At 75.1% G+C, this 15480-nt stretch carries 11 protein-coding genes and 3 pseudogenes; 10 read left to right on the top strand and 4 right to left on the bottom strand.

The window, feature by feature from the left end; translation table 11 throughout:
* The first annotated feature begins 1 nt into the window (after nucleotide 1).
* The 4 genes from AB0D46_RS15475 (at nucleotide 2) to AB0D46_RS15490 (ending at nucleotide 8735) form a co-directional block, all read left to right on the top strand.
* Complete coding sequence (locus AB0D46_RS15475) at nucleotides 2-3271, top strand: FtsX-like permease family protein (RefSeq protein WP_362877828.1); 3270 nt, start codon at nucleotides 2-4, stop codon at nucleotides 3269-3271.
* A complete protein-coding gene (locus AB0D46_RS15480) occupies nucleotides 3268-6018 on the top strand; it encodes a hypothetical protein (protein WP_362877829.1) in 2751 nt (916 codons plus the stop codon). The genes AB0D46_RS15475 and AB0D46_RS15480 overlap by 4 nt, the downstream gene beginning before the upstream one ends.
* A 41-nt stretch (nucleotides 6019-6059) precedes the next feature.
* On the top strand, nucleotides 6060-7034 hold the full coding sequence (locus AB0D46_RS15485) for an ABC transporter ATP-binding protein (protein WP_362877846.1): 975 nt from the start codon (nucleotides 6060-6062) through the stop codon (nucleotides 7032-7034).
* Between the two features lie 243 nt (nucleotides 7035-7277).
* Nucleotides 7278-8735, top strand: coding sequence for a condensation domain-containing protein (locus AB0D46_RS15490; RefSeq protein ID WP_362877830.1), 1458 nt, complete (start codon nucleotides 7278-7280; stop codon nucleotides 8733-8735).
* A gap of 62 nt (nucleotides 8736-8797) precedes the next feature.
* On the opposite strand, the pseudogene AB0D46_RS15495 reads toward AB0D46_RS15490, so the two are convergent.
* A pseudogene (locus tag AB0D46_RS15495) lies at nucleotides 8798-10017 on the bottom strand (RNA polymerase sigma factor).
* An 88-nt stretch (nucleotides 10018-10105) separates the two neighbouring features.
* A complete protein-coding gene (locus AB0D46_RS15500) occupies nucleotides 10106-10462 on the bottom strand; it encodes a YciI family protein (protein WP_362877831.1) in 357 nt (118 codons plus the stop codon).
* 212 nt (nucleotides 10463-10674) lie between these two features.
* On the opposite strand from AB0D46_RS15500, the gene AB0D46_RS15505 reads away from it, so the two are divergent.
* Nucleotides 10675-11052 carry a hypothetical protein gene (locus AB0D46_RS15505; protein ID WP_362877833.1) on the top strand — a complete coding sequence of 126 codons (378 nt, stop codon included), beginning with the start codon at nucleotides 10675-10677 and terminating at the stop codon, nucleotides 11050-11052.
* 163 nt (nucleotides 11053-11215) lie between these two features.
* Here AB0D46_RS15505 and AB0D46_RS15510 read toward each other — a convergent pair whose 3' ends face one another.
* Together AB0D46_RS15510 and AB0D46_RS15515 are read right to left on the bottom strand one after the other, a co-directional pair.
* Nucleotides 11216-11842: a hypothetical protein gene (locus AB0D46_RS15510; RefSeq protein ID WP_362877834.1), complete on the bottom strand. Its 627-nt coding sequence runs from the start codon at nucleotides 11840-11842 to the stop codon at nucleotides 11216-11218.
* A 95-nt stretch (nucleotides 11843-11937) separates the two neighbouring features.
* Nucleotides 11938-12207: a hypothetical protein gene (locus AB0D46_RS15515; RefSeq protein ID WP_362877835.1), complete on the bottom strand. Its 270-nt coding sequence runs from the start codon at nucleotides 12205-12207 to the stop codon at nucleotides 11938-11940.
* A 104-nt stretch (nucleotides 12208-12311) separates the two neighbouring features.
* Here AB0D46_RS15515 and AB0D46_RS15520 point away from each other — a divergent pair, with 104 nt between their 5' ends.
* From AB0D46_RS15520 to AB0D46_RS15540, 5 genes and pseudogenes are all read left to right on the top strand, one after another.
* Complete coding sequence (locus AB0D46_RS15520; RefSeq protein ID WP_362877836.1) at nucleotides 12312-12650, top strand: thioredoxin domain-containing protein; 339 nt, start codon at nucleotides 12312-12314, stop codon at nucleotides 12648-12650.
* Between the two features lie 172 nt (nucleotides 12651-12822).
* Nucleotides 12823-14119: pseudogene (locus tag AB0D46_RS15525) on the top strand (cytochrome P450).
* Between the two features lie 5 nt (nucleotides 14120-14124).
* Nucleotides 14125-14328, top strand: coding sequence for a ferredoxin (locus AB0D46_RS15530; protein WP_362877837.1), 204 nt, complete (start codon nucleotides 14125-14127; stop codon nucleotides 14326-14328).
* A gap of 117 nt (nucleotides 14329-14445) precedes the next feature.
* On the top strand, nucleotides 14446-14799 hold the full coding sequence (locus AB0D46_RS15535) for a DUF1304 domain-containing protein (protein WP_362877838.1): 354 nt from the start codon (nucleotides 14446-14448) through the stop codon (nucleotides 14797-14799).
* Nucleotides 14796-15389 (top strand): annotated as a pseudogene (locus AB0D46_RS15540) (hypothetical protein); the annotation flags it as partial. The gene AB0D46_RS15535 and the pseudogene AB0D46_RS15540, both read left to right, overlap by 4 nt.
* Nucleotides 15390-15480 lie beyond the last annotated feature (91 nt).

A 15480-nucleotide genomic window follows, 5' to 3' on the forward strand; every position in this document is an offset into this window, starting at 1 on the left:
CATGATCGGCTTTGTCGTGCGCCGGATGCGCGGGCGACTGCCGCTCGCGGCCGCCGCGTTGCTCACCGCGCTCATCACCACGACCACGCTGACGGCGCTGCTCGCCTTCACCCGCAACGTGGACGACGCGGCGACGCGGCAGGCACTGACCGGCCCGGGACACGCCAGGACCTCGGTCCTGCTCTCCGCCGAACACGCCCTGGGCACCCGCGCCGGGGACGACGCGAACGCGCGCGCCTTCGGCGCCGCGCTGTTCGGGCCGCTACCGTTCGGCGTCGAGAGCGTGGCGCGCAGCCGTTCGTACGGGTTGCCCGGCGGCCGCGGCGCGGCCGGTGGGGACGCCGACCTGACCGTCCTCGCCGCGCTCGACCAGCAGCGCCTACGCCTCCTCGCGGGCCGGTGGCCCGAGGCGGTGGCCGGAGGAACCGAAACCGCGGCCGGGCGGACCGAGCGGATACCGGTGGCCGTGCCGCAGACGGCGCTGAGCCGCCTGCGGCTCGACGCGGCGGCCCTGCCCGCCGAGGTCCGCCTGGACGACCGCTACGGCGGCGCCCCGCTGACGGTGCTGGTCACCGGCGTCTACCGGGCCATCGACCGGAGCGCCCCCTACTGGCGGCTCGACCCGCTCGGCGGCCGCGAACTCCAGGTCGCCGGCTTCGCCACCTACGGTCCGATGCTCGTCCACGACTCCGCCTTCACCGCCGGCGCGCTGGTGCAGAACAGTCGCGCGACCCTGCTGACCGCCGACTTCTCGCAGGCGAGCGCCGCACAGATCGAGGGGGTCCGCGAGCGCGCTCCGACCCCCGGCGCGAAACCGTACGGGCTGACCCCGAGCACCGAACTACCGGAGTACCTGCGGGGGCTCGACACCGCCCGGCAGGTCGCCCGGTCCACCCTCGCCGTCGGCGCGCTCCAGTTGGCCGTACTCGCGGCGGCGACGCTCCTCCTCGTCTCCCGGCTGCTGACGGAACGTCAGGAATCGGAGCGGGTCCTGCTCACCGCGCGCGGGGCCTCCCGCCGCCGCCTCGGGATGCTCACGGCCACCGAATCGCTGCTGCTCGCCCTGCCCGCCGCCGCCCTGGCCCCGCTGCTCACCCCGCCGCTGCTGCGCGTCGCCGCCGGTCACGGCCCGCCGGCCGGGACCCCCTTGGAGACCGGGGGCAGCTGGGTGCTGTGGCCGGTCGCGGCCGGGTGCGCGCTGCTGTGCGTCCTGCTGACCGCGCTGCCGGCCGTGCTGCGCGGCGCGGCCGCCGGGCTCCTCGCCCGCGTCGGGGGCCGCCGCGCCCGGGTCTCGGCGGCCGCCCGCTCCGGACTCGACCTGGCGGTGCTCGCGCTCGCCCTCCTCGCCTACCGGCAACTCGACCGGTACGGCGGCTCCGGGGCCGCCGGGGGCGGGACCTCCGGCGGGCTCGGCGTGGATCCGGTCCTGGTCGCCGCCCCCACCCTCGCCCTGTGCGCGGGCACCCTCCTCGTCCTGCGCCTGCTGCCGTTCGCCGCGCTCCTGGGCGGGTGGCTCGCGGCCCGGGGCCGGGGCCTGGGCCGGGCCCTCGTCGGCTGGCAGCTCGCGCGCCGCCCGGCGGCGGCCACCGGGCCCGTCCTGTTGCTGGTCCTCGCCGTGTCCAGCGGGGTCCTCGCGCTCGGCCGGCACACCGCCTGGTCCGACTCGCAGCGCGACCAGGCCTCCTTCAGCACCGCCGGCGGCCTGCGGATCACCGGCAGCGACCTGGCGCCCCTGGGGCAGGGCGGCCGGTACGCGGCCCTGCCCGGCGGCGACCGGGCCACCCCGGTGCTGCGCACCCGGCACGCGCTGCCGGACGCCGGCGTCGGCGAACTCCTCGCGCTGGACTCCGCCGCCGTCGCCCGGGCGGTGCCGCTGCGCTCCGACCTGCGCGACGGACGGCCCATGCGGGCACTGTTCGGGCCGCTCGCGGTGCCCCCCGAAGGCGGCGCCGGCATCGAACTGCCGGGAACGCCCGGGCGGATCGACCTCGACGTGTCCCTGCGGACCCGCGGGAACAGTGGCGACCCCCGGCTGGGCGTGCTGCTCCGGGACCGCTTCGGGCTGACCCACCGGGCGCCGGCGGTGGCCCTGCCCGAGGGCGAGAGCACCGTCTCCGTGGACGTCGCGGCCCTGGCCGGCGCCCCGTTCGGGTCCGTCGCCCCGCCCCTGACGATCGCCGGGTTCACGCTGGCCTACGGCACCGGACCCGGGTACTTCGCCCCCTCGGACGCGAGCGAACCGGTCACCGGGGAGGTGACGCTGCGCCGGGTGTCGGTGACCGACTCCCCCGGCGGCGCCGCGACCCCCGTCACGGCGCCCGCGCCCGCCTGGGACCTGGCGACCCCGATGCCGGTCGACGGCGCTCCGGCGGGCCGGCCGGTGCCGGCCGAGGAGGCGAACGGGGCCCTGATGGGCCTGCGCTACCAGGGCGGTACCGCGACCGGCGCCCTCACCCTCACCCTGACCCCGGCCCGCGGCGCCCCCGCCGAACTGCCCGGCCTCGCCACGGTCGCCTACCTGCGCGGGGTGGGGGCCGAGGCCGGCGATTTGATCCAGGTCCGGCTGGGCATGGACGTCCTCCCCGTCCGGATCACCGGAACCGTCGCCTCGCTGCCCGTCGCGGGCGAACGGGCGATCGCCGTCGACCTCGCCGCCGCCGGCCGGCTGCTCGCCACGATGGACGGGCACGCCCTGCCCGCCCCCGACGAGTGGTGGCTGCCCGCCGCCTCCGCCGACGATCCCGCCCCGGCCCGGGCCGCCGCCGAACTCCGGGCGTCCGCCGGGTCCCAGCAGGTCCTGCTGCGCGAGGACGTCACCGCCGACCTGCTCGACGACCCGCTCAGCGCCGGTCCGCAGACGGCCCTGGCCGCCCTCGCCGTGGCCTGTGCGGTGCTGGCCGCGATCGGGTTCGCCGCCGCCGCGACCGCCGCCGCCCGCCGCCGCGCCAGGGAGTCCGCGATCCTGCTGGCCCTCGGGGCGCCCCGGCGGGCCCTGGCCGGGGCCGCCGCGGCCGAGGGTTGCGTCCTGGTCGGCCTCGGTACGGCCGTGGGGCTCGGCCTGGGCGCGTTCATCGTGCACACGACGGTGCCGCTGATGGTCCTGACCCCGAGTGCGGAGCGGCCCGTCCCGCACGTACGGGTGGACCTGCCGGAGTTGCGGATGCTGGCCCTGGCCGCCGCCATCGCCGTCGTGCCCCTGCTGTCGGCCGTGCTCGGTGGCCGCCGCGATCGAGGAGTGGCCGCCCGGCTGCGCCACGTGGAGGAGATGTGACCAGCCCGCCCGCCGGCTGCCCGGAAGAGCGGCCCGAACCGGCCCCCGCCACGGCCGCGCACCGCCTGCGGGAGACCCCGTGGGTGTGGACCAGGCTGCGGGCCGCTCCCGCCGCCACGCTGCTCACGACCGTCCTGGCGTTCGTGTCCGTACTGCTGGCCACCGCCCTGCCGCGCGCCCTCGACCGGGGCGCCGACCTGGCGCTGCGGGAGTTCCTGCGCGCCGCCGGCCCCGGCCCGACCAGCCTGTACGCGACCGCCACGTCACCTCCGGCGAAAGCCTCGCAGCAGGACCTGGAGGCATCACTGGGTACGCTGCGCGCCCGCACCGGGGGCGCCTTCCGCATCGCCGACTCCGGCCCGGTGTACGGGGCCCGGGGCACGAAGCCCCGCGTCCTCGCCAACAAGGAACTCTCCGTACTCGACGAACTCCCGCCCCAGGTAAGCCTGTTGTTCCTACCCCAAGCCGGTGCGCACGCCCGGCTGGTGGAGGGCCGCTGGCCGGGGGGCGGCGCCGCCGACGGGCCGGTCCCCGTCGCCCTGTCCAAGAGCGCCGCCGACACCCTCAAGGCCCGGATCGGCACCGTCCTGAAGCCCGCGGACACCCTCTCCGCGCCGATCACCGCCGAGATCGTCGGCCTCTACACCGTCGACGACCCCTCGGACGTGTTCTGGACCGACCTCAACTGCGCCACCCGGGCCTGCTACCCCAACAACGGCGGCTGGCTCACCTCCGCCCTGGTGGGCCCCGACGCACTCGACCGGCTCGCCTCCTGGGGCAGCGGCTCCGCCGACTTCTGGCGCCTCCCCGTGGACACGACCCGACTGCGCGCCGATCGGCTGTCCGACGTCGGGCGCGAGGTCTCCGCCTACGTGGCCGGCCCCACCGCCACCGCGCTGTCCCAGGACACCGGCCGCGTCGATCTGCGGGTCACCTCGGAACTCCCGCATCTGTTCGCCGAGTTGCGGGCCCAACAGCAGGCCGCCGCCCCGCTCGCGGCGATCGGCCCGGCCGGGGTGGCCGGCGTGGCGCTGGTGGTGTTCGGGCTGGCCGCCGGGCTCAGCGGCGACCGGCGCCGGGCGGAGCTCCTGCTGTTGCGGGCCCGGGGTGGTTCACGCGCCGGCATCGTCCGCCGCCTGCTCGCCGAGGGCGCCGTCACCGTCCTGCCCGCCGCCTTCCTCGGGGCCGCGACGGCCCTGCTGCTGTTGCCGACCCCGCGGCTGGGCGCCGCCCTGGGCGCGGCCCTGGCCGTCACCCTCGTGGCGCTGGCCGCTTTCCCCGTACGGGCCTTCGTCCTCCTGTCGGCCCCGCGGGGGCCCGCTCCGCGCCGCCGGCTGGTCGCCGAGCTGCTGGTCGTCGCCGCCACGGCCGCGGCCGTCACCGAGGTCCGGCGGCGCGGCGTCACCCCGACCGGGGCGGGCCCGGACCCGCTGCTGATCGGCGCCCCGCTGCTGATCGCCCTGTCCGGGGCGCTGCTGCTGGCCCGGGTCCAGCCCCTGGTGGTGCGGGCGCTGGCCGCGGCCGGGGCGCGGCGGGCCGGCGTGGTCGGCTTCCTCGGTCCGGCCCGGGCCGCCCGCGGCTCCGCGGGCCGTGCCCGGCCCTCCGTACTGCCCCTGATCGCCCTGCTGTTGGCCGTCACCACGGGCGGGTTCGGGGCGGCGGTGCTGACGGGCGTGGACGACGCCCGCACCCGGGTGGCGCGGGCCGAGGCGGGCGGCGACCTCCAGGTGGTCGCCCCTCCGGGGGAGTCGGTGCCCCCCGAGTTCGCCCGGGCCGCGGGCGCGCTGCCCGGCGTCCGGACCTCGCTGGGCGTGTGGATCGACGGGGAGGCCGCCGTCGTCGACGCCGGCGGCGTCGCCACGCCGGTGACCGTGATCGTGGCCGAGCCGGGGGCCTACGCCGAACTCGCCCGTACGGTGGGTCGCGGCGGGTTCGACGCCGCGCTCCTCGGCGGCGCCGTCGGCGGGAGCGCGCCGGTTCCCGCCCTGGTCAGCGGGGATCTACCCGGGCGGCCGCCGGAGGGCGGCCACCGGGTGCGGCTGCGCGACGGTACGGACCTGCGGGTGCGGCCGGTGGCCGTGGTCGACGGTACTCCGGCGCGGCCGGGGGTCGCGTCGGCCACGATCGTGCTGCCGGCCGGTCCCGTCACCGCCCGGGTACCCGGGGTCGCCGACGCCACCCACTGGTTCGCCGTCGGCCGGGCCGACGGGGACCGGGTGCGCGAGCTGATCCGTACGACCGCGCCCGCCTCCGCCGACCGCTACCTCGTCCACACGAGCGCGGAGGTCTTCGCCCGGCTCGACTCCAGCCCCCTCCAGCGGGCCGCCGGGCGCCTGTTCGGGGTCTCCGTGGCCGGCGCGGCCGGCTTCGCCCTGCTGGCCGTCCTGCTCGGGCTGGTCCGGGCCGCTCCCGAACGCGGGGCGCTGCTGGCCCGGTTGCGCACGATGGGGTTGCGTCCCCGACAGGGCGTGGCCCTGGTCCTGACGGAGTCGCTGCCGCAGGTGTTCGCGGCCGCGCTCGGCGGGATACTGACCGCGGCCGTCGCCGTCCGCCTGCTGGGCGGCTCCGTCGACCTGTCGGCGCTGGTCGGCGCGACCGTACCGATCGGGCTGCCGCCGGCCGCCGCGCCGGTCCTCGTCCCCGCCCTGGCCATGGCGGTGCTGGCGGCGCTGGCCGTGCTCGCCGAGGCCGCCGTGTCCGGACGCCGCCAGATCACCACCGAGTTGAGAGCGGGAGACCAACGTTGAACAGCGAAGCGCCCACCTACGAGGAGCTGCGCCGGCAGGCGGTGGCCGCCGCCGAGCCGCGCGCCCGGGACGCCGGTACCGCCATCGTCTGCGACCGTCTCGTACGCGTCTTCAGCTCGGACGGCGTCGAGGTGCAGGCGCTCCAGGGGCTGGAGTTGACGGTGTCCCGGGGTGATCTGGTGGCCTTGGTCGGCGCCTCCGGCAGCGGCAAGTCCACCTTGCTGAACATCCTGGCGGGCCTGGACGTCCCGACGGCCGGGAAGGCGGTCGTCGGCGGCTACGACCTGCTGGAGATGTCGGCCCGCGACCGGTTGCGCTACCGCCGCGAGGCGGTGGGCTTCGTCTGGCAGCAGACCTCCCGCAACCTCCTGCCGTTCCTGACGGCCGCTCAGAACATATCGCTACCGATGCAGTTGAAGGACGGCGGGCGCAAGGCGGCGGCGGGGCGCGCACAGCGGGTGGGGATGTTGCTGGAGGCCCTGGAGATCGGTGGGCTCGGGGACCGGCGCCCGGCCGAGCTGTCCGGCGGGCAGCAGCAGCGCGTCGCGATCGCGGTGGCCATGGCCAACGACCCGGCGGTCCTCCTGGCCGACGAGCCGACCGGCGAACTGGACTCCGAGACCGGCGCCACGGTCTTCGAGGCGTTCCGCTCGGTCAACCGGGAGCTGGGCGCGACCGTGGTGATCGTGACGCACGACCCGATGGTGGCGGGCGAGGTCCGCCGTACCGTGGCCATCCGGGACGGCCGGACCAGCAGCGAGGTCCTGCGCCGCACCGTCACCGACGAGCACGGCGCGGAGTCGATCAGCGAACGCGAGTACGTCATGCTCGACCGCGGCGGACGGGTCCAGCTGCCGCCCAAGTTCCTGGAGGCGCTGGGCATGGAGGACCGGGTGGCGGTGGACCTCGCCGCCGACCACATCGAGGTCCGCCGACACGACGCGCAGGAGGCGCCGGACGCCGGAACCGAAGTCGAAGCCGCATCCGAAGCCACATCCGGCTCCGCGCCGCGGTAGGGCCGGGGCGCGGTAGGGCCGGGGCGCGGTAGGGCCGGGGCGCGGTAGGGCCGGGGCGCGGTAGGGCCGGGGCGCGGTAGGGCCGGGGCGCGACGGTCCCGTTCGGTCGCCACCGCGCCCCCGGACCGCCCCTTCCCGCCGTCGCCCGCCCCCGCCGACCTGCGGCGACGGCGGGTGCGTCACTTCCTCGGTCCGGGTGTCGTTAGGCGCACGGGGTTGACTCGGGGGCGAAGGGATGACGGAATGCGGCAGTTTCCTCTGGATATGCACGACGTGGCGCCGGGGCGAGTGGTCGAGTGGCGGTTGCGGTCCACTGCGGCGCCGGCCGGGGACCGGAGCGACACGGCGGGCAGGAGGGCCTCCTTCAACCAGGACAAGCACTTCACCGTCGCCGAGGCGAGCCGTGCGGCCGACGACCCGGTCGCGTCGTGGGTCGCCGTGACGTTCGAGATCGACGGGGTCCTCGACGAACCCCGACTCGCGCAGGCTCTGTTGGGCTTCGTCCAGCGGCACGAGGTGCTGCGGTGCGAGTTCCGGCGGCTCGCGGGCGAGCTGGCGTGCGAGCCCATCGCGCCCGACGAACTCGCCCTGGAGGCAGAGCACATCGCCTCCTTCGACGACGCGGTCCTGGTGAGGGACTTCCTCGTCGAGCGGTTCAAGCGGAGCATCGACACCCTGTCGTGGCCGCTGTTCACCATGGGCGCCGTACTGCGCCCCGAGTCGGCGACGGTCTACCTCGCCTTCGACCACATCGTGTGCGACGGCATGTCGATGCCGATCGTCGTCAACGAGGTGCTGACCGCCTACGAGGCCCTGCTCGCCGGCACGGAGGCCGTACTGCCGCCCGCGCCCAGCTACCTCGACTTCGCCGAGGAGCAGCGCCGCCGCTACCTGTCCATCGACGCGGGGGACGAACGGCTTGGCTACTGGAAGTCGTTCATCGAGAGCAACGGGGAGTTCTTCCCCCGGTTCCCGCTCGATCTGGGCGTGGAGCCCGACCGCATGTACCCGATCGTCAACGAGGCCTCCTCGTTGCTCGACGCGGCCGAGGCCGAGGTCTTCGAGAAGGTCTGCCTGGAGGCGGGCGCGAAGCCGTTCATGGGGGTGTTGGGCTCCGTCGGCGTATGTCTGCGCGAGGCCGGCGGACCGGGCGTCTACCGGGGGTTCATGCCCGTCAGTGAGCGCGGGCGCGAGGCGTGGAGCGACTCGGTGGGGTGGTTCGTGAACACCATGCCGATCGAGTTCGACGCCTCGCCCGGGTTGGACTTCGCGCAGGTCATGGCCTCGGTCCGGGCCGGGTTCGGCGAGATGATCGGGCACATCGACGTGCCGTTCGTCAGGGCCTGGGAGCTGCTGGCACCGCAGGAGTTCGCAGCCCGGGCATGGCCGTACCCGGTGAACTTCTTCTCGTACATCGACATGCGCAGGTGTCGGGGCGCCGAACGCCACGACGAGTGGCGGCCCACCACGCACGTGTGGTCGGCCCGCGCCAACGGCGCCTGTTCGTGGTTCCAGCGGGACACGGACGGGCTGCACATGAACTCGCTGTACGTGGACACCCCGGCGGCGCGCCGCACGATGGGCGACTTCCAGGAGGCGCTGCGCCGCACGGTGCAGACGGTCGCCCGCTCCGGCGGCTTCGGCCGGCCGGTGGCCCTCACGGCGCCCCGCCGGCCGGAACCGGGCCGCGTCAGGGTCTGAGGCGGCCCGTCGGCGGGCCCGGGGGCGTCGGCGCGGCGCACCGGTTCACCGCGGCGCCCCGTTCACAGGGCGTCGGCGCGGCGCCGCAGCAGGTCCCGTTCGCGTGCGTTGCGCGTCAGGGACGCCGCCCTCAGGAACTCGGCGCGGGCTTCGGGTCCGCGTCCGAGCCGCTCCAGCAGGTCGCCCCGTACGCTCGGCAGCAGGTGGTACGAGCGCAGCGCGGGTTCCTCGGTGAGGGCGTCGACGAGGGGCAGGGCGGCTCCGGGGCCCTCGGCCATGGAGACGGCGACGGCCCGGTTCAGCTCGATCACCGGTGACGGGATCAGCTGGACGAGGCGTCCGTAGAGCGCGGCGATGGCCGTCCAGTCGGTGTCCTCGTACCGGACGGCGGCCGCGTGGCAGCCGGCGATGGCGGCCTGGAGGGAGTACGGGCCGCTGCCCGCCCGGTGCAGGGCGTCCACGCCGCGCCGGATCAGGAGCCGGTTCCAGCGGGCCCGGTTCTGGTCGGCGAGCAGGACCGGTTCGCCGTCGGGATCGGTCCGGGTGGCGATGCGGGAGGCCTGGAACTCCAGCAGGGCGCAGAGCCCGTGCACCTCGGGTTCGCCCGGCATCAGCCCGGTGAGCACCCGGGCCAGGCGCAGGGCGTCCTCGCACAGGGCGGGGCGTACGAGGTCGTCCCCGGCGGTGGCCGAGTAGCCCTCGTTGAAGATGAGGTAGATGACCTCCAGTACCGAGGCGAGGCGTTGCTCGCGGTCGGCGCCGTACGGGACTCGAAGGGCACGGCGGCCTTGGCGAGGGTCCGTTTGGCGCGCACGATGCGCTGGGCGACGGTCGGTTCGGCGGACAGGTGGGCGCGGGCGATCTCCTGCGTGGTCAGGCCGCCTACTAGGCGCAGGGTGAGCGCGATGCGGGCGTCCGTCGCGAGGACCGGGTGGCAGGCGGTGAAGACGAGCCGCAGCAGGTCGTCGTCGATGTCCTGTGGGTCGACGGGTTCCTCCGGGGCCGGCACGTCCTCCAGGGTGCGGCCGACCTCGGCGAGCTTGCGGGCGTAGGTCTCCTTGCGGCGGACGAGGTCGATCGCGCGGTGTTTCGCGGTGGCCATGAGCCAGGCCCCGGGCCGGTCGGGGATGCCGTCGACCGGCCACTGTTCGAGTGCCGTGACCAGGGCGTCCTGCGCGAGTTCCTCGGCGATGCCGACGTCGCGCACGATGCGCGCGACACCCGCGATGATCCGCGCCGACTCGATCCTGAACACCGCTTCGACCGCTCGGGTCGTACTCACTGCCGTCACGGCCACCCATCAGAGCAGCCGTGACGAGGCAGGGCAAACGCGGCGCGGGGCCGCAGGGATCACATCACGTCGACGGGGATCACATCTCGTCGATCTGGCGGACCTCGGCGCTCACGTTCCAGTGCGCGGGGTGGATCTCCAGGAAGCGCCGGGTCCACTCGACGGCCTCGGCCTTGTCCTTGCACTGGCTGAGGGAGTAGCCGCCGACGACCTCCTTGGTCTCGGTGAAGGGGCCGTCGGTGTAGCTGATCTTCCCGTCGGCCCAGCTGACCCGGGTGCCCTCGGAGGTGGGCAGCAGGCCGGCGGTGTCGAGCATGACGCCCGCCTTGGTGATCTCCTCCAGCAGGGCGCCCATGCGCTCCTGGAAGTCGGCGGGGAACTCCTCCGGCGGCAGGGCCTGCTCGTTGATGCGGATCATCGTCAGGAAGCGCGGCATGGTGACTCCTCGGTCGCGGGAGCGGGGACTTTCCCCGCCTCTCACCTGTGCGTCGAACGGGATGCGCCCGGATCGACAGCTCCGGAGGAAATTCTTCGGAGAATTTTCCGGAGCGGCCACCCGACGCGCTGCGGCCCGCCCCCCGGGACCGTGCCCAACGGGCCTACCGGCGAGTAGGATCACGGCCCCTGGCCACTCCGAGAGGACTCCCGATGCCCCGCACCCCCTCCTCACCGATGCTGCTCGCCGGTCTCCTGGCCGGGTCCGCGGTGTTGCACGCGGTCGCGCCGAAGCCGTTCGACGCGATGGTCCCCGCGTCACTGCCCGGTACCCCGCGAGGGTGGACGTACGCGAGTGGCGCGGCGGAGCTGGCGCTCGCCGTGGGCGTCGCGCACCCCCGGACCCGCCGGGTGGCGGCGATGGCCGCGGCGGCGTTCTTCGTGGGCGTGCTCCCCGCGAACGTGAAGATGGCCGTCGACGCCCGCCGGGGCTCCCCCGCCCACCTCGCCGCGGCGATCGGGCGGTTGCCGCTCCAGGTCCCGCTGGTGCTGTGGGCGCGCAAGGTCAGCCGTACGGCGACGGCCGGCTGACCCGCTCCCGCCCGTCCTCCTCCGGGGTCGGCCCCGCACCGCATCCGATCGGGCGGGGACGGCGGAAGAACGGTGCGGAGCCCCCGGTCGCTCGTCGGCGGACCGGGGGCTCCTGCGCGCCCGGAGCGCGGGGCGACCTGGCGTCAGGTACGCCCGTGGCGGATCAGGAACACCAGAAGAACAGGGTGTCGTGGACGCGGTCGCCCCCCTCGGCCGCCCCGGCCGCCTCCCATTCCTCGGCTTCGAAGCGCATCGCCTTGATGAAGTACTCGGCGGTCTCGCGGACTTCCGGCTCCACCAGGTCGAGCACGGCCTCGTGGGCCGCGACGAACGCGGCGGCGTCCGCTGTCGGGAAGGTGCCCATCCACGGGGTGCTGCCCCCGGGGTGGGGCAGGCGCACCGGTGGTCCGGACATGAAGATCTCCGAGATGCCCAGGTGGGACGGGACACCGGCTGCCGAGAACGCCTCGTCGACCGTCGCGAACCACGACTGTCTCGCCCAGTACCCGAGGTCGTGGGTGTCCGAGAAGTGCGCGGCGATCAGCTCGTGCAGGGCGTAGGTCCACTGCGGCCCCACCTGCCCGCTCACCTCTCCGTCGAGGAGTTCCTCCAGCGCCGCCGCCACGGAGACGTCGAGTTCCACGCCCTGGCTCCGCAGCCGCCCGTCCTCGCGCGCGCATTCCTCGCGGATGCGGCCGAGGCGACGCTCCTGCTCGGGCGTGCGCTCGACGGCGGTGAGCAGCCTCATCGCGTTGCGCATGTCGCCGGTACTCATCACCAGGTGACCCACGGGTACTTCCTTCCCCACATGACGGATCTCCATGATCTCCGAGAGCCGTCCCCCGACCGAATCCTCCCCGCGACGCCCGTAGGGCCCGCCGGTCGCTACGGACTGTCCCCCGTCCAGTCCCAGCGCCCGGGGTCGCCCCTGCGGCGGCGGTAGTGGGTACGACCGCCCGCCCCGTAGCGCCCTATCTCGGTGTGCAGCCGGGCCTCCTCGGCGAGCTGCGGAGCGCTCCAGCCGGTGACGTCGAGGAGGAGACCGTCGAGGGGGCCGCCCACGAGTTCGCCGTAGGCGTGACCGGGGCGCGGGCCCGGATCGGGATCGTCGTGGTCGGCGCCGTAGACCCGGCGCCGCAGCATCCTGTCGTCCATGGGGCCCAGCTTCACAGGCCCCACTGACAACGGGGTCCGGGCCCGGGACGGCCGGGACCGCCTACGCTGTCGATCACCGCACCGCGAACTGAGGAGCACCACCCATGGCCCGTCGGGTACACCGGCCGCTGGAGGACCAGGAATTCGACTTCATCGTCGGCATGACACCGGGCCCGGTCCTCGCCTACTTCACCGGCACCTGGCCCAAGGTCGTCGAGGCCTGCCGGACGATGGACGTCCTCGTCGCGGAGTTGGCCGAGGAGTACGGAACGAGGCTGACGGCCGTCCGCACCGACATCACCCGCTGCCCCGGGCCCGTCCGCCGCTTCGGCGTGACCGGCGCCCCGACCGTCGTGCTCGTCGAGTCGGGCGAGGCGGTGGCCTCCCACGCGGGGCCGCTGGACCGCGAGGGGTTCCGCGCCTTCCTGGACGCCCACCTGTAGGACTCCGAGGTCGCTTCGGCGCGGCCCGCGCGCCCGCCGGGGTGGTTGCGGGCGTGGGTCCCTGCGGGTGAACCCGGGCAGTGTGGCCGAAAGTGGCATAGGTGGGATAGGTGCCTCAGGCATGTAATGGAGTCCGTCGCGACGGAACCATCGCTTGCGAGGTGTTGTTCTCATGTCCGAAGCCCTCTCCGAAGCCACGTCAGAAGCCACGCCCGGAGCCGCGTCCGGAGCCGCGTCCGGAACCGCGTCCGGAACCGGCCCCGAAGCCGGCCCCGAGGCCCGGCGCGAAGCCATCGCCTTCCCCCAGGACCGGACCTGCCCCTATCACCCGCCCACCGCCTACGCGCCGCTGCGCGGGGCACGGCCGCTGTCCCGGGTGACCCTGTTCGACGGACGCTCCGTGTGGGTGGTCACCGGCCACGCCGAGGCCCGCGCCCTGCTCTCCGACGGACGGCTGTCCACCGACCGCACCAACGCCGCCTTCCCCACCCCCACCCCGCGGTTCAAGGGCCTGCAGAACCGCCGCACCGCCCTCCTCGGGGTCGACGACCCCGAGCACAACGCGCAGCGCCGGATGCTGATCCCCAGCTTCAGCCTGAAGCGGACCGCGGCCCTGCGCCCCCGCATCCAGGAGACCGTGGACCGGCTGATCGACGCGATGGTGGCCAGGGGGCCGGAGGCCGAACTCGTCTCCGCCTTCGCCCTGCCGGTGCCGTCCACGGTCATCTGCGCCCTGCTGGGGGTGCCGTACGAGGACCACGAGTTCTTCGAGGGACAGTCGCGGCGGCTGCTGCGCGGCCCCGGACCGGCCGACGTCGAGGACGCCCGCGAGCAGCTCGACGCGTATCTGGAGGCGTTGATCCGGCGCAAGCGCGCCGCTCCCGGCGACGGCCTGCTGGACGAGCTGATCGCGACCCGCCTGGAAACCGGCGGGACCGATGTCGAGGAACTGGTCGCCCTGGCGGTGATCCTGCTGGTCGCGGGGCACGAGACGACGGCGAACATGATCTCGCTCGGCACCTTCACCCTGTTTGCGGCACCCGGAACAGCTGGCCGAGCTGCGCGCCGACCCGTCCCTGATGTCGGAGGCGGTGGAGGAGCTGATGCGGTTCCTGTCGATCGCCGACGGCATGCTGCGGGTGGCGACCGAGGAGATCGAAGTGGGCGGCGTGACGATCCGCCCGGACGACGGGGTCGTCTTCGCCACCTCCGTCATCAACCGGGACGGGTCGGTGTTCGAGGAGCCCGACGCCCTCGACTGGAACCGCCCCACCCGGCACCACCTGGCGTTCGGCTTCGGCATCCACCAGTGCCTCGGGCAGAACCTGGCCCGCGCCGAGATGGAGATCGCCCTCGGGACCCTGTTCGAGCGGCTACCCGGGCTGCGGCTGGCGGCCGATCCGGACCGGATCCCGTTCAAGCCCGGGGACACCATCCAGGGCATGGTCGAACTGCCCGTGGCCTGGTGAACGGCGTGCGGATCTCCGTCGACCACGACGTCTGCATCGGCGCCGGGCAGTGCGCGCTGACCGCACCGGAGGTGTTCACCCAGAACGACGACGGCTTCGGGGAGGTGCTGGCCGGCCCCGAGGACGGGCACGGCAGCCCGCTCGTCCGCGAGGCCGCGCGGGCCTGCCCGGTCGCGGCGATCTCCGTCCTCCCGGTGCGGGAGGGATAGGGGGCCGGGCCCAGGGCGGGCGGACGCGCCGACACTGCCTCGATTTCCTGTACAGTTGTCCAGGAAATCGAGGCCGTCGGGGACGCCGGGGGCCGCCGGGACGGAGTGGAGGTGGCCGTGCACACGGTCGCTCAGGTTCTCATCGGCGTCGTCGCCGCACTGCACGCGTACTTCCTGGTCCTGGAGATGTTCCTGTGGCAGCGGCCGCCGGGCCGCGCGCTGTCCGGGTTCGACGCGGACACCGCCCGCCTGACCGCCCCGCTCGCGGCCAACCAGGGGCTCTACAACGGCTTCCTCGCCGCCGGCCTGGTCTGGAGCCTGGTCATCGACTCCCTGGCCACGCAGGTCTTCTTCCTGATCTGCGTGATCGTCGCGGGGCTGTACGGCGCCGCCACCGCCAACCGTCGAATCCTCCTCGCCCAGGCCCTGCCCGGCGCGCTCGCCCTGGGCGCCGCGCTCCTCGCCGCGTGACCCCGCCGGACCCGCGCCCCGAACGGGGCCGCGCCGAGGACCCCCGGACCGCGCGGACCAAGGCGCGGCTGCGCGAGAGCCTGCTCGCCGAGTGCGCGGCCGGCCGCGAGCCGACCGAGGTGAGCGTCTCCGCGGTGGTGCGCCGGGCCGGCGTCGGTCGCGCCACCTTCTACCTGCACTACGAGGACCTGCCCGCGCTCGCGGTGGACGCCTGCGCCGAGGTGGCACACGCGGCGGTCGACGCCCTGCACGCCTGGCAGACCGGCCCGGGCTCGCTCGCCCCGCTCCGCCCGCCGGCCGCGCTGGCGGAGTACCTCGCCGAGGTCGCCGATCGCGCGGCCCTGTACCGGAGCCTGCTCCTGCCGGGCGGCGGCGGCCCGCTCGGCGAGCGCCTGCACCGGGAGCTACGGGCCCGCGCGCGGGCCGAGCGGTCGGCCGTCGGCGCCCCGCACGCGGACCTCGTCGCCTCGGCGGTGGCGGCGGCCTTCACCGGCGTCCTCGCGGACTGGCTGCACGGGCTGGTTCCGGACACCGGACCGCCCGTACTCGCCGACCGGGTCTGGGCCCTGCTGCTGGCCCTCCACCGGGCCCTGCCCCCGACCGGTTGCCTGCGCGCAGAAGTCGGCGACGGAGATGCCGGCTTCCTTCGCGGCGAGTTCGGCGGGGGTGCCGTGCTCGTCG

This window comes from Streptomyces sp. NPDC048383, from assembly GCF_040651775.1.
Lineage (GTDB): Bacteria > Actinomycetota > Actinomycetes > Streptomycetales > Streptomycetaceae > Streptomyces.

What these genes read in the sequence shown, in the direction of transcription:
- AB0D46_RS15475 (WP_362877828.1), top strand. Translation starts at nt 2, where the DNA reads ATGATCGGCTTTGTCGTGCGCCGGATGCGCGGGCGACTGCCGCTCGCG.
- AB0D46_RS15490 (WP_362877830.1), top strand. Translation starts at nt 7,278, where the DNA reads ATGCGGCAGTTTCCTCTGGATATGCACGACGTGGCGCCGGGGCGAGTG.
- AB0D46_RS15500 (WP_362877831.1), bottom strand. Translation starts at nt 10,462, where the DNA reads ATGCCGCGCTTCCTGACGATGATCCGCATCAACGAGCAGGCCCTGCCG.
- AB0D46_RS15505 (WP_362877833.1), top strand. Translation starts at nt 10,675, where the DNA reads ATGCCCCGCACCCCCTCCTCACCGATGCTGCTCGCCGGTCTCCTGGCC.
- AB0D46_RS15515 (WP_362877835.1), bottom strand. Translation starts at nt 12,207, where the DNA reads ATGGACGACAGGATGCTGCGGCGCCGGGTCTACGGCGCCGACCACGAC.
- AB0D46_RS15520 (WP_362877836.1), top strand. Translation starts at nt 12,312, where the DNA reads ATGGCCCGTCGGGTACACCGGCCGCTGGAGGACCAGGAATTCGACTTC.